This is a genomic window from Streptomyces sp. NPDC021562 (assembly GCF_040640875.1).
Taxonomy (GTDB): Bacteria; Actinomycetota; Actinomycetes; order Streptomycetales; family Streptomycetaceae; genus Streptomyces.
The window spans coordinates 375,898-392,369 of sequence record NZ_JBFACN010000001.1 but is presented as its reverse complement, the minus strand read 5'-3'; the positions used below and the strand labels follow the sequence as shown (position 1 = coordinate 392,369).

Here is a 16,472-nt window from a genome sequence, read left to right as displayed (position 1 = left end):
CGGAGGGACGTACGGCAGCCCGGGGTTTCCTCGGGCGGACGCACGTGGTTTACAAGATGAACATGCGCGAATCCGCGGCACTTGGCAACGGCTCCGTCCGACGCCCGCTCCGGCAGCGGGGTATGAAGGCCGGGGCGGGCGTCGGAGGGGTTTCGCGAGACCGCCGGACGGGGGCGCCCCGCTTGCGCGGGGGCATCGCTCGTCGGGCGGCCGGGGCCCGGGTGTCGTCCTGCGGTCACCCGGGCGCTGGCGGCCGGAGCCCGGTGGCTCCGGGGCGGGTTACTGCAGGCCGGCGGCCTTGCAGGCCTTGGCGAACTCGGCGGTGCAGATGTCGGAGACGGTGTACAGACCGTCCTTGATCACCGTGTCCTTGATGTTGGCCTTGGTGACCGACACCGGGGTCAGCAGCTGGGAGGGCACCTTGTTGCCGGAGCCGCTGGTCTGCGTGGTGGTGGCGAGCGAGGAGATGCTCTTGCCCTGGAGCAGGTCCACCGCGATCGTGGCGGCGGCGTCGGCCTCCGGCTTGAACGCCTTGTAGACGGTGGAGGACTGGGTGCCGGCGACGATGCGCTGGATACCCGCGAGCTCCGCGTCCTGACCGGTCAGCGGGATGCCGCTGATGCCGGCGCCCTTGAGGGTGGTGGCGATACCACCGGCCATGCCGTCGTTGGCGGAGTAGACGCCCGCGATGTTCTTGGCGCCCAGCTGGGTGATGGCCGCCTTCACCTTCTGCGCGGCGACGGTGTCCTTCCACAGGCCGGACTGCTCGTAGGCGATGTCGACCTTGCCGTCCAGGGCCTCGTGCGCGCCCTTCTTGAACTGGCCGGCGTTCGGGTCGGCGTCGTCACCGTTGATCATGACGATCTTCGACTTGGTGGTCGCCTTGGAGCCGAGGGCGTCCAGCAGGGCCTGACCCTGGAGCTGGCCGACCTTGACGTTGTCGAAGGAGACGTAGGCGGAGACGTTGCCCTGCGCGAGGCGGTCGTACGCGACGACCTTGATGCCCTTGGCCACGGCGGCGTCGATGGAGGACTTGATGGCCGCGGAGTCCTGGGCGGAGATCACGATGACCTTCACGCCCTTGGTGACCATGCTGCTGACCTGCTGGGCCTGCTTGGCCGCGTCACCCGCAGCGTTCGCGTACTCGACCTTGCAGTCGGCACACAGCGAGCTGACCTGCGCCTCGAAGTACGGCTTGTCGAACTTCTCGTAGCGCGCGGTCACGCTGTCGGGGAGCAGCAGGCCGATGGTCTTGCTCCCACCGGAGGAGCTGCTGCTCGACGAGTCGCTCTTCTTGTCATCGCCGGCCTTGCCACAGGCGGCGAGCGACAGCGCCATGGAAACCGCGGCGGTGCCGATGACGACTCTACGCATCGTTGCGTTCATTTGAGGGGTGCCTCCCTGACAGGGCCGCAACGCTGCGGCCGAGGTGGCTCGAAGTCAACTCGGCCGCAAGTTCGACGTCAAGAAGTAAATACTTAACGAGATGGCAACGGCGCCATTCGTTCTCTAAGTGAAGGCAGGTGCAACAGCGGGCAACGACCCGTCCAAAAGGGTCGAATCGCCCATCTCGCTGAGCGCGAGGGCGAGCGCCCCGAGCACCTCCGCGCGGCCGCCGAGGGCCCCTGGGAGCACCGAGAGCTGACGTGCCGCGCTGGGGATCGCATAGCGGCTCACGGACTCCCTGATGGGCCCGAGAACCAGCTCCCCGGCCTCGGCGAGGTCGCCGCCGAGGACCACCCGGCTCGGGTTCAGCAGGTTGCAGAGGTTCGCCACACCGCTGCCGATGTGGCGGCCCACATCGCCGATCACCCGGCGGCAGCCCGGATCGCCGTCCCTGGCCAGCCGCACGACGCCTTCCATGGTCAGGTCGGTGCCGTGGCTGGGCTGGAGCAGCGGCAGGACGTAACGGGCCGCCGCGAAGGTCTCCAGGCAGCCGCGGTTGCCGCAGCGGCAGACCGGGCCGGCCTCGTCGAGTGTAATATGTCCGATTTCTCCGGCGGTACCGCCGGGCCCGCGGTAGATCTTCCCGTTGATCACCAGACCGGCGCCGACACCGCTGGCCACCTTGATGTAAGCGAGATCACGTACGCCCTTGCCGCTGCCCCAGACCAGTTCACCGAGGGCACCGAGGTTGGCGTCGTTGTCCACGTGCACGGGGACGCCGAGGCGCAGTCTGAGCTCTTCGGCGGGTCTCGCGCCGATCCAGCCGGGCAGGATGGCGCTGGAGCCGAGGGTGCCCGACTCGACATCGATCGGGCCGGGCACGCCGACCCCCACTCCGGCGATCTTCGAACGGTCCACGCCGGTCGCCGAGACCAGGCGGTTGACCAGCTCTTCGGCGCGGTCGAAGCCCTGGCTGGACGACGCGTCCACGTCGAGCGGCTCGGACTCCTCGGCCAGCACCTGGTGGGCGAGGTTGCCGATCGCGACGCGCAGGTGGGTGTGGCCGAAGTCGATCCCTATGACGATGCCCGCGTCACCGCTGAGACTCACGCTGCGGGCCCGGCGGCCGCCCGCCGACGTGGGCGTGACCTCGACCGTTCCGCCGTCCTTGAGCTCGCGCACGATGTTGGAGACCGTCGCCGCCGACAGGCCGGTCGTGCGCGCGATCTCCGCCTGCGTGAGCGATCCGGCCAGTCGTACGGCCCGTACGACCCGTTCCAGGTTGGCTCGGTGCAGCGACGACTGCGACCCCGGAGTCTCCATCGACCCATCCACTCCTGCCATCGGAGGCGGCCACGGCGCCGCCAAGGTGGCCCAGGTCACATCTACGGAACCGGGCCACTTACAAGTTATGAACTCCAAGCTCTTCTGAACGGGTTACCGCCGTCAAGTCCTTGAGAGAAATCGTTGGCGGTTCGGAGGTCGCCCGCAGGACACGCGAAGGACATGTCTAGGCCACTGGTGAGCAGGTGGGAGCGGGCGTGGCGGGGCCGGTCCGGTGGGTGCGCGCGGGTACGTCGTGGCTGGTCGCGCGGTTCCCCGCGGCCCTTTCGGGTCGCGAACCCTCGGCCTATTTCAGAGCTCCCGCCGTCAGTCCCGCCACCACCTGGCGCTGGAAGACGACGTAGGCCGCGAGCACCGGGAGCATCGCCATCACCAGGCCCGCGAAGAGGCCGGACCAGTCGCCCTTGTAGCCCTGGCTGACCGCCAGCTGGACCAGGCCCTGGGTGAGGACGTGTTTGTCCGGGTCCGTGTTGAGGACCGTCGGGAGCATGTACTGGTTCCACTGGCCGAGGAAGTTGAAGATCCCGACGCTGATCAGGCCGGGCTTCGCCATCGGCAGCATGATCTGGAAGAACGTGCGGGTGTGCGAGGCGCCGTCGACGAAGGCGGCCTCGGCCACCGAGGTGGGCAGGGTGCGGAAGAACGCCGTGAGGAAGAACACCGTGAACGGCAGCGAGTACGCGATGTAGACCAGGATCAGCCCGTGGATCGTGTTCAGCAGGCCCAGGTTGTTCACGACGTAGAACAGCGGGACCAGCGCCAGCATGATCGGGAAGCTCATGCCGCCGATGAACAGGTAGTAGATGAAGCGGTTGCCCGGGAAGTCGAAGCGGGCGAGGACATAGGCGGCCATCGAGCCGAGGACCAGCGTGCCGATGAGCGAGCCGCCCACCACCAGGACGGTGTTCAGGAAGTAGTCGCTCATGTTGGCCTGGGTCCACGCCCGCGACCAGTTGTCGAAGTGCAGCCGGTCGGGCAGCGCCCACGGCGAACTGAAGATCGACCTGTCGTCCTTGAAGGACGTCATCACCGCCCAGAGCAGCGGCGTGACCACCATGACCGCCCAGATGACCAGGATGCCGTGGGAGAAGACGTTGAGGACCCCGCCCTCGCGCTTCGTCCGGGTCCGCGCCGGCTCGGGGGTGTCGGCCTTCGTGACGGTGACATCGGTCTCGGTCGTCGTCATAGCTTCAGTACTCCAGCCGCTCGCGACGGCCCAGCCGCATCACGATCGCCGCGAAGGCGAGCGTGACGACCAGCAGGGCGACGCCGATGGTGGTGGCGTAGGCGGCCTGACCGTCCCGGAACGCCTTCTGGTACACGTACAGGACCAACACGGTCGTCGAGTAGTCGGGCCCGCCCGGTCCGGTCGTCATGATCTGTACGACCGCGAACGACTCGGCGCCGAGCGCGAGGATGCCCATGTACACCCAGCCGGACTGCACGGTGTCCCACAGGAGCGGCAGGGTGAGGCGGAAGAACGTGGTGGCGCGGCCGGCGCCGTCGAGCAGGGCGGCCTCGTAGAGATCGGTGGGGATGGACGCCATGCCCGCCGAGAAGAGGACCACGAAGAACCCGACCGTCGACCAGACCAGGACGGCCATCACGCACCACAGGGCGAGGCTCGGGTCGCCGAGCCACAGGGGCTGTACGTCGTCCAGTCCGATTCCGCGCAGGAGCGAATTGATCGCGCCGCTGTCCGGGTTGTACGCGAAGGCGAACAGCAGCGAGACGATCGCGATGGAGAGCACCTGCGGGAAGAAATAGACGATCTTGTAGAAGGAGGAGCCGCGGACCCCGGAGACGACCGGGCCACCGCGCCTTTTCCGGCCGCCGACATTGATCATGAAGGCGAAGAACAGCGCGAGGCCGATCGTCACCAGCGGCAGCACGACCGCGAACATCAAGCTGTGCTGCAAGGACTTCCAGAAGATGTCGTCGTGGAGCATCCTTTGGTAATTGTCCAGGCCGACCATCTTGAACTCGGGGCTGAGCCCGGTCCAGTCCGTGAACGAGTAGTAGATGGACTGGACGAAGGGCCACACCACGAAGAGCGCGTACAGTCCGAGGGGCAACGCCAGAAACCCCACGATGAACCGGTACTTGCCGTGCTGCATCGCCACTCCGGTGCCGTCGGTATCCGCGGTTACTGGTGCTTGTAGTGCTTGATGGAGGTGTCCTTGGCGGCCTCGTCGGCAAAGCCCTGGATCTTCTTGACGGCCTCGGCCGGGGTGAGCCGGCCGGCCATCATCTCGCCGAGGCCGGCGACCCCGATCTTCTCCTTCTGGAGCTGCACGTACCAGTCCTGGAGCCGCGGGTTCACCACGTTCGACCCGGCGAGCTTCAGCGCGGCGACACCGGAGGTGAGACCCGGGGTGAGGCTGATGCCGTCGGTACCGCCGTTGTAGGCGGTCAGCGACTTCACCTTGCTCGTGAAGTTCTTGGACGAGGCCTCGCTGAGCATGATGCGCAGCTGCTCCATGCCGCCCTCGGCGTTCTTCGCCTTGGCCGGGACGATGAACGGCTCGCCGCCGGAGGCCCAGATGGTGCCGAACGGCATCTTGTCGTTCTTGTCGATGCCGGTGGGCGCGGAGACGGCGAGGTCGAAGTCGGAGGGGATGACGTTCGCCGACTCGTTCTCCACCCAGGAGCCGTTCGGGATGAACAGTGCCTTGCCCTGCGCCCAGGCGGTCTGCGACTGGATGTGGTCGAGTCCCGGGGTGCCCTTGAGGATGTAGCCCTTCTTGTAGAGCTCGTAGTAGGCCTCGAAACACGCCTTGACGGCCGGGTGCTTCCAGGCGTTCGGCTCCAGGTTGTCGATCGCGTTCAGGACTTCCACGCCACCGACCTTGCCGATCATGGGGTACAGCGAGAAGGGGATGTAGTACGGGTACTTGCCCGCGTAGGTCCAGCCGGCCATGCCCTTCTTCTTGGCCTTCTCGCAGACGGCGAGCATCTGGTCCCAGGTCTGCGGGTACTCCGCGTCGAGGGAGTCCAGGGCCTTCCGGGAGTACCAGACGCCGTAGACCGTGTAGGCGTAGTACATGATCCAGACCGGGTCGCCGTCGAACTGGCCCATCTCGACGATGCCGGGGCGCAGCGTGTCGCGGACCTTCTTGTTCGGGTCGTCGTACGACGGCGCGTCGAGCAGCGGGGTGAGGTCGGCCAGCTGGTTCTTGCCGACCAGCACGCCCATGTCCATCTGCTCCGCGCCGGAGTTGTCGATGAGGTCCGGCGGGGTGCCCTGGTTGAAGCGGGGCTGGAGGGTGGACTGGATCTTCTGGGTGGCGGAGAACTTGACGTGGGCCTTCGGGAAGTCCTTCTGGTAGATCTTCACCGCGTCCTGGGCGTACTCCTTGCCGAAACCGCCGTCGAAGAGGACGAATTCCAGCTGCGCGCTCTCGTTGACGCCCAGCGGGTTCTTCGCCGTCTTCTTGCCCGTCTTGTCCTTGGACTGGCCGCCACCGCCGCTGCTGGCGCAGGCGGAGAGGAATCCTACGGTGGGGACGGACAGCAGGCCGAGCGCGGCGGACCGCCTGATCAGATCGCGGCGGCCGACTCCTTCGGCGCCGTTCCTCGGTGCGGCACCGGAACCGTGGTGTGCTGCGGAAGTGGATCCCATGCTCAAGTCCTCGCCTTCTCCAGGACTCAGGCGGTGAACCGGATCCTCCCCGGCACCGCGGTCGGGTCGTGCTGGGTCGTGCAGGAAGTCGTGCGGGAAACGCCGACAGGTATAGTCCACTTTCCGTCAGCGGGGCAAGATCGAGTGCAAGGTTGGCCGCGGGTCTTTTCCTAGTTGAGACCTGTCGGAAATATGAGCGATCCGGGTACGCCTTGCCGGAAAAAGAACCGACATAGCCCCCTGAATGCCGCAGCCAACGCCCTTGACATCACGGGTCACTTGACCACCTACTGGTTCCTGCGCCACCCAGCTGACAACGTTGTCTCACGGAGCAGGGAGGGTATCCGTTTTGATGCAGCGGACAACGCGGCGAAGAACAGGACACAGATCCGGCACGGCGGTCGTGATCACGGCCGCCGTCGTCATGGCACTGGGTTCCCAGGGGGCCGCGGTCGCCCTGCCCGCCAAGGCACCGGTCGCCGCCACCCGGTTCGCGTCCTCGTTCGAGCCCGGCGATCCGGCACCCGACTGGACGGACACGGTGGACACCGACCCGGCCGGCGCCCCGCGCGCCTCGGGTGTCGACGGCGGCTACAGCACCGGCATCCCCGGCAACGTCACCGACCACGTGACCGACCTGCGGGCGAGCGGCGAGAACACCGGCGCGGGCGAGGTGAAGGAGAACCTGGTCGACGGTGAGCCGGGCACCAAGTGGCTCACCTTCGAGCCCACCGGCTGGGTGGAGTTCGACTTCGCCAAGCCCGTCAAGCTCGTGACGTACGCCCTCACCTCGGCGAACGACTACGACGAACGCGACCCCAAGGACTGGACCCTGGAGGGCTCGACCGACGGCAAGGACTGGAAGGTCCTCGACACCCGGACCGACGAGTCCTTCTCCGAGCGGTTCCAGACCAGGTCGTACGAGCTCGCCGCACCGGCCGAGTACCAGCACTTCCGGCTCGACGTCACGAAGAACAACGGCGCGCCCGACATCCTGCAGATCGCCGACGTCCAGTTCTCCACGGGCGGCAGCGGCGGCCCGGTGCCCGAGGACATGCTCTCGCTGGTCGACCACGGCCCGAGCGGCTCCCCCACCGCGAAGGCACGGGCCGGCTTCACCGGCACCCACGCCCTGCGCTACGCCGGCCGGCACACCGGGACCGGCCGCGCGTACTCGTACAACAAGGTCTTCGACGTGCACGTGAAGGTCGGCCGCGACACCCGGCTGTCGTACCGGATCTTCCCGTCGATGGCCGACGGCGACCGCGACTACGACGCGACCAACGTGGCCGTGGACCTGGCCTTCACCGACGGCACCTATCTGAGCGGCCTCGGCGCGACCGACGAGCACGGGTTCGCGCTGACCCCGCGCGGGCAGGGCGCGTCGAAGGCGCTGTACGTCAACCAGTGGAACGCGGTCTCGTCGGCGATCGGTGCGGTGGCGGCGGGCCGGACGGTCGACCGGATCCTGGTGGGGTACGACTCCCCCGCCGGGCCGGCGAAGTTCCGCGGCTGGATCGACGACGTGTCCCTGGAACCGGTGGCCCCCGAGAAGCCCAAGGCCCACCTGTCCGACTACGCGCTGACCACCCGCGGCACCAACTCCAGCGGCAGTTTCTCGCGCGGCAACGACTTCCCGGCGACGGCGTTGCCGCACGGCTTCAACTTCTGGACGCCGGTGACCAACGCCTCCTCGCTGAGCTGGCTGTACGAGTACTCCCGGGCCAACAACGAGGCGAACCTGCCGACGATCCAGGCGTTCAGCGCCAGCCACGAGCCGAGCCTCTGGATGGGCGACCGGCAGACCTTCCAGGTGATGCCCTCGGCGGCGGCAGGCGCCCCGGACACCGGCCGTCAGGCGCGCGCACTGGCCTTCCGGCACGACGACGAGACCGCCCGGCCGTACTACTACGGGGTGCGGTTCGAGAACGGCCTGAAGGCCGAGATGGCGCCGACCGACCACGCGGCCGCCCTGCGCTTCACCTACCCGGGCGACGACGCGAGCGTGGTCTTCGACAACGTGACCGAGCAGGCGGGCCTGACCCTCGACAAGGAGCACGGGACCGTCACCGGCTACTCGGACGTCAAGTCGGGCCTGTCGACGGGCGCGACGCGGCTGTTCGTGTACGGCGTCTTCGACAGGCCGGTGACGGGCGGCGACTCCCGCGGCGTGCAGGGCTACCTGCGCTTCGCCGCGGGCGCCGACCGCACCGTGACGCTCCGCCTGGCCACCTCGCTCATCAGCGTCGACCAGGCGAAGGACAACCTGCTCCAGGAGATCCCGGACGGCACCTCCTTCGACACGGTGAAGGCCCGCGCCCAGCGGATCTGGGACCGGCTGCTCGGCAAGGTCGAGGTGGAGGGCGCCACGGCCGACCAGCTGACCACCCTCTACTCCAGCATGTACCGGCTGTACCTCTACCCCAACTCCGGCTTCGAGAGGGTCGGTTCGAAGGACCAGTACGCCTCGCCGTTCTCCCCGATGACGAGCCAGGACACCCCGACGCACACCGGCGCGAAGATCGTGGACGGCAAGGTGTACGTCAACAACGGGTTCTGGGACACCTACCGGACGACCTGGCCGGCGTACTCGCTGCTGACACCCGGTCAGGCGGGCGAGATGGTCGACGGTTTCGTCCAGCAGTACAAGGACGGCGGCTGGACCTCCCGCTGGTCCTCGCCCGGGTACGCCGACCTGATGACCGGCACCTCCTCGGACGTGGCGTTCGCGGACGCCTACGTCAAGGGCGTGCGCTTCGACGCGAAGGCGGCGTACGAGGCGGCGCTGAAGAACGCGACGGTCGTGCCGCCCTCCCCCGGCGTGGGCCGCAAGGGCATGTCGACCTCCCCCTTCCTCGGCTACACCAGCGACGACACCCGCGAGGGCCTGTCCTGGGCGATGGAGGGGTACGTCAACGACTACGGCATCGCCGAGATGGGCAAGGCCCTGTTCGAGAAGACCGGCGAGAAGCGGTACCGGGAGGAGTCGGACTACTTCCTCAACCGTGCCCGGGACTACGTGAACCTCTTCGACTCCAGGGCCGGTTTCTTCCAGGGCAAGGACGCCCAGGGCAGGTGGCGGGTGGACGCGTCCTCGTACGACCCGCGCGTGTGGGGCTACGACTACACCGAGACCAACGGCTGGGGCTACGCCTTCACCGCCCCGCAGGACAGCCGGGGCCTCGCCAACCTGTACGGCGGCCGGGCCGGTCTCGCCGACAAGCTCGACGAGTTCTTCGCGACGCCGGAGACGGCCTCTCCCGACTTCGTGGGCTCCTACGGCGGGGTCATCCACGAGATGACCGAGGCCCGGGACGTCCGGATGGGCATGTACGGCCACTCCAACCAGGTCGCCCACCACGTCATCTACATGTACGACGCGGCCGGTGAGCCCTGGAAGGCGCAGGCCTACGTCCGGGAGGCGCTCTCCCGGCTCTACCTGGGCAGCGAGATCGGCCAGGGCTACCACGGCGACGAGGACAACGGCGAGCAGTCGGCGTGGTACCTCTTCTCCGCCCTCGGCTTCTACCCGCTGGTCATGGGCAGTGGCGACTACACCATCGGCTCCCCGCTGTTCAGGAAGGCGACGGTGCACCTGGAGAACGGCCGCGACCTGGTGGTGCGCGCGCCGCGCAACAGCGCCGCGAACGTCTACGTACAGGGCGTCCGCGTCGACGGCCGCCCCTGGACGTCGACCTCGCTCCCGCACTCGCTCCTCGCCAGGGGCGGGGTCGTCGACTTCGCGATGGGCCCGAAGCCGTCGGCCTGGGGCACAGGCCGGAACGCCGGGCCGGTCTCGATCACCCGGGACGACCGGGTCCCGGCACCGCGTTCGGACGTCCTCGCACCCCAGGGCGCCCTGTTCGACAACACGTCGGCGACCCAGGAGACGGTGACGTCGGTGGACCTGCCGGTGCCGGGGCCGGTCAAGGGCGCCCAGTACACGCTCACGTCCCCGTCGGACCACACGACGGCCCCGACGGGCTGGACCCTCCAGGGGTCGGCGGACGGGACCACCTGGCACACCCTGGACCGACGTTCGGGTCAGTCCTTCGACTGGGACCTGCAGACAAGGGCGTTCACCGTCCGGAAGCCCGGGACCTATGCGCACTACCGGCTCGTCCTGGACGGGCAAGCGACCCTCGCGGAGGTGGAGTTGCTGGCCTGAGACCGCGCCCGCCCGCTCCGGGCGGGCCTGGTGCTTCGGCGCGTGCCGGGCACCTGGGTCCGCCCGGAGCGGGTCGCGACGGACGTGGGGCGGGAGCGCTCCGGCCCGTCGGCGGGTTCCGGTCCGCCGAGGTGGGAGCGCTCCCACCCCACGCCCTGTGAAGCTAGCGCGGACAGGGGCGGGTGTAAACGGTGTGGACGGGGCGGGCCGTTTCGAGAGCGTGGGAAACAGCCGGGCGTCCCAGCGGCATCCCGGGGGCGCCGCGCCGTCGCAGGTCAGACGGCCGCCGTCGTCCCGCCCTCCCAGGTGGCCGGAAGCGCTTGGCGGGGCACGGGCGGCACCGACAGCCTTCTGCCGCCGGGCCAGCAGGCCACCAGGCGCATCATGCCGCGGCGGGGGAAGGCACCTCGCCCGACCACACGGGAGGAATCATGAACAAGCGCGGGATCACCGCCGTCGCCGCCGGCCTCGCGGCCGTCGCCCTGGGGTTCACCCCGGGCACGGCGGCCGCCGCCGACAACCAGCCGCTCAGCGCCAGCACCACGGGCGCGTCCGTCTCACTGACCGTCGACTGGACCGGTTCCGAGTCGTTCACCCTGCGCAACGTGAAGCTCAGCGACACCTCCTGTGACGCCCACCCGGTGTACTTCTACGTCACCGCGCCGGGCTTCCAGTTCCCGAACCACTGGAACTCCAGCGGCTGCGGCACCACCAGCACCTGGAGCAGCCTGTCCGGCAGCCTGGTGGGCGGCATCCACAGCCTCGGGGTGACGGTCTGCCGCGACACGACCTTCGACAACTGCAGCTCGTCCGGCCTGTCGATCAACCCCTACGACTGACACCGCCCTCCTCGTTCCTAGACGGGCGCGGTCCGGGCCCGCCGCGGTGAGTCGGCGGGCGGGAGCCCGGTGCCGGGGAGTTCGACGGTGAACTCCGTGTGGCCCGGTGCGCTCCGCACGTCGATGCGGCCGCCGTGGGCCGTCGTGATCGCGGCGACGATCGCCAGGCCCAGCCCCGAACCGCCCTCCAGGACACCCGCGCGGGTGCGGGAGGCGTCGGCCCGGGTGAAGCGTTCGAAGACGGTCGGGAGCAGGTCCGGCGGGATGCCGGGGCCGTCGTCGCGGACCCGGACCACGGAGGTGGCGGGGGTGGTCTCGACCGTTGCGGTCACCGTCGTGCCCGCGGGGGTGTGGATCCGTGCGTTGGTCAGCAGGTTCGCCACCACCCGCCGCAACCGGGCCTCGTCGCCCAGCACCAGGGCCGCGCCGTCCGGGGCGAGTTCGAGCTGCCAGACGTGGTCGGCGCCGGCCGCCCGCGCGTCCCACACCGCCTCCGCGACCAGCGCGGTCAGGTCCACCTCGGCGGACGGCAGCGGGCGGCCCTCGTCGAGGCGGGCCAGCAGCAGGAGATCCTCCACGAGGCCGCGCATGCGCGCGGACTCGGCGTTGACCCGGCGCCAGGCCAGACCGGACTCGGCGCGGTCCGTGCCGCGGTTCATCAGCTCCGCGTACCCGGCGATCGAGGCGAGCGGAGTGCGCAGTTCGTGGCTCGCGTCGGCCAGGAACCGCCGCATCCGCTCCTCGCTCCGTCTGGCCTCGGCCTGGGACGCCTCGACGTGGTCGATCATGCGGTTGAGGGCGGCGGCGACCTGGCCGGCCTCGCTGCCCGGGTCGGTGTCCCGTTCGGGCACCCGGGTCAGGCCGGTGACCTGGCCCCGACCGAGGGGCGCGTGGGTGACCTCGGCGGCGGTGGCGGCGACCCTGCCGAGGGGGCGCAGCTGCCGTCGCACCACCACGGCGCACAGGATGCCCGCGGCGGTGAGGCCGACGGCGGCGACCGCGATCTCGACCTCCACCAGGCCGTCGATCATGTTCTGTACGTCGTCCATGGGCAGGCCGGTCAGGACCCGGATGCCGTCGGCGTCCAGCGCGGCGACCCGGTAGGTGCCAAGGCCCGGGACCGTGCGGGTGCGGGGCGCGCCGTCGGGGGCGATGCCCTGGAGGGCGGCCCGCTGGGTGCTGGTGAGCGGCTGCGGGGACGCGCCCTGGCTGACGACGGCCGCGCTCAGGAGGTCCCCCTTGGCGTCGGTGCGGGCGGCGAGCATGCCCGCCGGCTGGCCGCGCTCGCGCAGGAAGGTCAGGTCGCGGGTCAGCTCCGGGTGCAGGGCGGCGCCGGCCGCGTTGTGTTCGACGGCGTCCCCGACCCGGTCGTCCAGGTCGCCCATCAGGTAGGCGCGTTGGACGAGGACGGTGGTCAGGGCCGTGGCGGCGCAGACGCAGACCAGGACGGCGGTGACGAAGACGAGCAGGCGGGTGCGGAGCGACCGGCTGCGCAGCCTGGCCGTCGCCCGCCGACCGCTCGGCGGCGCGGCCGTCCGTCGGTCGGTCAGGGGGGTGGCCGTCCGTCGGTCTTTCAGCCGGGCGGTCATCCGCCGGCCGCTCGGTCGAGTGGTCATCTGCCGTCCTTCACGGGCCGGTTCGCCTGCCCGGACCCGGGCGCGGTGTGGCTCCTCGGGGCCCGGCCGCGGTCGGTCTCGCGGCGCGGGACGGGGACGCCGGCCTCGGCGAGGCCGCCGCCGTTGTCGGACGACGTGCTGCGGGCGGTGCGGACCGGAGCGGACGGCTTCGGTGTCTCGTGGCGCGGTCCGCGGGGCACCCGCGTCTGGTGGCCGCCGGGACCGGACTGGTCGTCGGCGGTCAGGACACGGACTCGGGGCCGGCCGGTTCGGGACCCTGCGGTGGCGGACATGTACCGAGTCTGTACCGGTTGACTGGGGGAATCCTGTGTTCCGGCTGGGCTCTGACGATGTCACGTGCAGGCCACACGCGCCGGGGAGGACGGGCGCCGGCGGGCAACGCGAACGGGCCGCGCCCCCGTCGACCGGGGACGCGGCCCTGCGCGTGGACGCTGACGCCTACTTGCGGATCAGGCTGCGCAGCACGTACTGCATGATGCCGCCGTTGCGGTAGTAGTCGGCCTCACCGGGGGTGTCGATCCGGACGACCGCGTCGAACTCGACGCCCGTGTCGGTGGTGACCTTGACCGTGCGCGGGGTGGTGCCGTTGTTGAGCTCCTCGACGCCGGTGAAGGAGAAGGTCTCCTCGCCGGTCAGGCCGAGGGACTCGGCGGTGGCACCCTCCGGGAACTGCAGCGGCAGGACGCCCATGCCGATGAGGTTCGAGCGGTGGATGCGCTCGTACGACTCGGCGATGACGGCCTTGACGCCGAGCAGCGCGGTGCCCTTGGCGGCCCAGTCGCGGGACGAGCCGGAGCCGTACTCCTTGCCGGCCAGGACGACCAGCGGGATGCCCTGCTCGATGTAGTTGCGGGAGGCGTCGTAGATGAACGCCACCGGCGCGTCGGGCTGGGTGAAGTCGCGGGTGTAGCCGCCCTCGGTGCCCGGCGCGATCTGGTTGCGCAGGCGGATGTTGGCGAACGTGCCGCGGATCATGACCTCGTGGTTGCCTCGGCGGGAGCCGTAGGAGTTGAAGTCACGACGCTCCACACCGTGCTCGGTGAGGTACTTGCCGGCCGGGGTGTCGGCCTTGATGGCGCCGGCGGGCGAGATGTGGTCGGTGGTGACCGAGTCGCCCAGCTTGGCGAGGACGCGGGCGCCGGTGATGTCGGTGACCGGGGCCGGCTCGTGCTGCATGCCCTCGAAGTAGGGGGGCTTGCGGACGTAGGTGGACTCGGGGTCCCACTCGAAGGTGTTGCCGGTCGGGACCGGCAGCGACTGCCACTGGGCGTCGCCGGCGAAGACGTCGGAGTAGGACTTGTTGAACATGTCCTCGCCGATCGCGTTGGCGACGACGTCGTTGACCTCGGCCTCGGTCGGCCAGATGTCCGACAGGTAGACCGGCTTGCCGTCCTGGTCGGTGCCGAGGGCGTCCTTGGTGATGTCCACCTTCATGGAGCCCGCGATCGCGTAGGCGACGACCAGCGGCGGGGAGGCCAGGTAGTTCATCTTGACGTCGGGGTTGATCCGGCCCTCGAAGTTCCGGTTGCCGGAGAGGACCGAGGTGACCGCGAGGTCGTGCTCGTTGACGGCCTTGGAGACCTCCTCCGGCAGCGGGCCGGAGTTGCCGATGCAGGTGGTGCAGCCGTAACCGACCAGGTTGAAGCCGACCTTGTCGAGGTAGGGGGTCAGGCCCGCCTTCTCGAAGTAGTCGGTGACGACCTTGGAGCCGGGGGCGAGGGTGGTCTTGACCCAGGGCTTGCGGGTCAGGCCCTTCTCCACGGCCTTCTTCGCGACCAGCGCGGCGGCGACCATGACGTACGGGTTCGAGGTGTTGGTGCAGGAGGTGATCGCGGCGACGGTGACCGCGCCGTGGTCCAGCTCGTAGGTGGTGCCGTCGGGGGCGGTCACCTGTACCGGGTTGGACGGGACCGCGGCACCGGTGCCCTCGCCGTGCTGCGGGGCGCCCGCGCCGTTCTCCTGGCTGCCGTAGGCCGGGGCATCGGAGGCGGGGAAGGACTCGGCGCTCGCCTCGTCGACCGGGGAGGCCGCGGCGGCGGACGTCTGCGCGACGGGGGCCTCGACGTAGTTGAGGACGTCCTTGGCGAACTGCTGGGCGGCGTTGGCGAGGACGATGCGGTCCTGCGGGCGCTTCGGGCCGGCGATCGAGGGGACGACCGTGGAGAGGTCCAGCTCCAGCTTCTCGGAGAAGTCGGGCTCGGCCTTCGGGTCCAGCCAGAGGCCCTGCTCCTTGGCGTACGCCTCGACGAGCGCGACCTGCTGGTCGGAGCGGCCGGTCAGACGCAGGTAGTTCAGGGTCTCGTCGTCGATCGGGAAGATCGCGGCGGTGGAGCCGAACTCCGGAGACATGTTGCCGATGGTGGCGCGGTTGGCGAGGGAGGTGGCGGCCACGCCCTCGCCGTAGAACTCGACGAACTTGCCGACGACGCCGTGCTTGCGCAGCATCTCGGTGATGGTGAGGACCAGGTCGGTGGCGGTGGTGCCGGGCTTGAGCTCACCGGTCAGCTTGAAGCCGACGACGCGCGGGATGAGCATGGAGACCGGCTGGCCGAGCATGGCGGCCTCGGCCTCGATGCCGCCGACGCCCCAGCCGAGGACGCCGAGGCCGTTGACCATGGTGGTGTGCGAGTCGGTGCCGACCAGGGTGTCCGGGTAGGCCTGGCCGCCCCGCACCATGACGGTGCGGGCCAGGTGCTCGATGTTCACCTGGTGGACGATGCCGGTGCCCGGGGGGACGACCTTGAACTCGTCGAACGCGGTCTGGCCCCAGCGCAGGAACTGGTAGCGCTCCTTGTTGCGGCCGTACTCCAGCTCGACGTTCTGCTTGAAGGCGTCGTTGGTGCCGAACTTGTCGGCGATGACGGAGTGGTCGATGACCAGCTCGGCCGGGGCCAGCGGGTTGATCTTCGCCGGGTCGCCGCCGAGCTCCTTGACGGCCTCGCGCATGGTGGCGAGGTCGACGACACAGGGGACGCCGGTGAAGTCCTGCATGATCACGCGGGCGGGCGTGAACTGGATCTCCTGGCTGGGCTGGGCCTGGGAGTCCCAGCCGCCGAGGGCGCGGATGTGGTCGGCGGTGATGTTCGCGCCGTCCTCCGTGCGGAGCAGGTTCTCCAGCAGCACCTTCAGGCTGTACGGAAGGCGAGCCGAGCCTTCCACCTTGTCCAGCCGGAAGATCTCGTACGACTCGTCGCCCACCTGCAGCGTGCTGCGGGCGTCGAAGCTGTTCGCCGACACGACAGTCTCCTTCATTGATGTGCGCGTACCACCACGATCCTGCCGCCACGCCGACTTGGCCCGCCCACTAAGGTAAGGCTAAGTTAGGTAACCCTTACTCGAATGGCGGTCCCGGTGCGCCTGGCAGATATCTCGATGTCGAGATAACTCTAGTACACCCGGGCCGAATGGTCATGCCCGGGCACTGACGGGCACGGCCATCGCGCACCGCTCGGGCCGACGGGCACGCCTGTCGCGTG

General features: G+C 69.5%; 10 protein-coding genes. 2 read left to right on the top strand and 8 right to left on the bottom strand.

Annotated elements, in window-relative coordinates:
* Window positions 1–279 precede the first annotated feature (279 nt).
* The 5 genes from AB0G52_RS01830 to ngcE all read right to left on the bottom strand — a co-directional run bounded on the left by AB0G52_RS01830 (window position 280) and on the right by ngcE (window position 6,352).
* Window positions 280–1,386 carry a substrate-binding domain-containing protein gene (locus AB0G52_RS01830; RefSeq protein ID WP_361332753.1) on the bottom strand — a complete coding sequence of 369 codons (1,107 nt, stop codon included), beginning with the start codon at window positions 1,384–1,386 and terminating at the stop codon, window positions 280–282.
* A gap of 123 nt (window positions 1,387–1,509) precedes the next feature.
* A complete protein-coding gene (locus AB0G52_RS01825; protein WP_361332749.1) occupies window positions 1,510–2,709 on the bottom strand; it encodes an ROK family transcriptional regulator in 1,200 nt (399 codons plus the stop codon).
* A 307-nt stretch (window positions 2,710–3,016) separates the two neighbouring features.
* Window positions 3,017–3,916, bottom strand: coding sequence for a carbohydrate ABC transporter permease (locus AB0G52_RS01820; RefSeq protein WP_361332746.1), 900 nt, complete (start codon window positions 3,914–3,916; stop codon window positions 3,017–3,019).
* A 4-nt stretch (window positions 3,917–3,920) separates the two neighbouring features.
* A complete protein-coding gene (locus AB0G52_RS01815) occupies window positions 3,921–4,847 on the bottom strand; it encodes a sugar ABC transporter permease (protein WP_361332743.1) in 927 nt (308 codons plus the stop codon).
* Between the two features lie 29 nt (window positions 4,848–4,876).
* Window positions 4,877–6,352 (bottom strand): N-acetylglucosamine/diacetylchitobiose ABC transporter substrate-binding protein, encoded by a 1,476-nt coding sequence (gene ngcE, locus AB0G52_RS01810; RefSeq protein ID WP_132890152.1) that lies wholly within the window; start codon window positions 6,350–6,352, stop codon window positions 4,877–4,879.
* A gap of 424 nt (window positions 6,353–6,776) precedes the next feature.
* Here ngcE and AB0G52_RS01805 point away from each other — a divergent pair, with 424 nt between their 5' ends.
* Together AB0G52_RS01805 and AB0G52_RS01800 are read left to right on the top strand one after the other, a co-directional pair.
* Window positions 6,777–10,520, top strand: coding sequence for a GH92 family glycosyl hydrolase (locus tag AB0G52_RS01805; RefSeq protein ID WP_361332952.1), 3,744 nt, complete (start codon window positions 6,777–6,779; stop codon window positions 10,518–10,520).
* Between the two features lie 431 nt (window positions 10,521–10,951).
* Window positions 10,952–11,359, top strand: coding sequence for a hypothetical protein (locus AB0G52_RS01800; RefSeq protein ID WP_132890153.1), 408 nt, complete (start codon window positions 10,952–10,954; stop codon window positions 11,357–11,359).
* A gap of 17 nt (window positions 11,360–11,376) precedes the next feature.
* On the opposite strand, the gene AB0G52_RS01795 is transcribed toward AB0G52_RS01800, so the two are convergent.
* From AB0G52_RS01795 to AB0G52_RS01785, 3 genes are all read right to left on the bottom strand, one after another.
* Window positions 11,377–12,975, bottom strand: a complete 1,599-nt coding sequence (locus AB0G52_RS01795) for an ATP-binding protein (RefSeq protein ID WP_361332739.1) — start codon at window positions 12,973–12,975, stop codon at window positions 11,377–11,379.
* Window positions 12,972–13,268 (bottom strand): hypothetical protein, encoded by a 297-nt coding sequence (locus AB0G52_RS01790; RefSeq protein WP_132890154.1) that lies wholly within the window; start codon window positions 13,266–13,268, stop codon window positions 12,972–12,974. The genes AB0G52_RS01795 and AB0G52_RS01790 overlap by 4 nt, the downstream gene beginning before the upstream one ends.
* A gap of 166 nt (window positions 13,269–13,434) precedes the next feature.
* Entirely contained in the window at window positions 13,435–16,233 is a 2,799-nt protein-coding gene (locus AB0G52_RS01785) for an aconitate hydratase (RefSeq protein ID WP_132890155.1), read from the bottom strand.
* Window positions 16,234–16,472 lie beyond the last annotated feature (239 nt).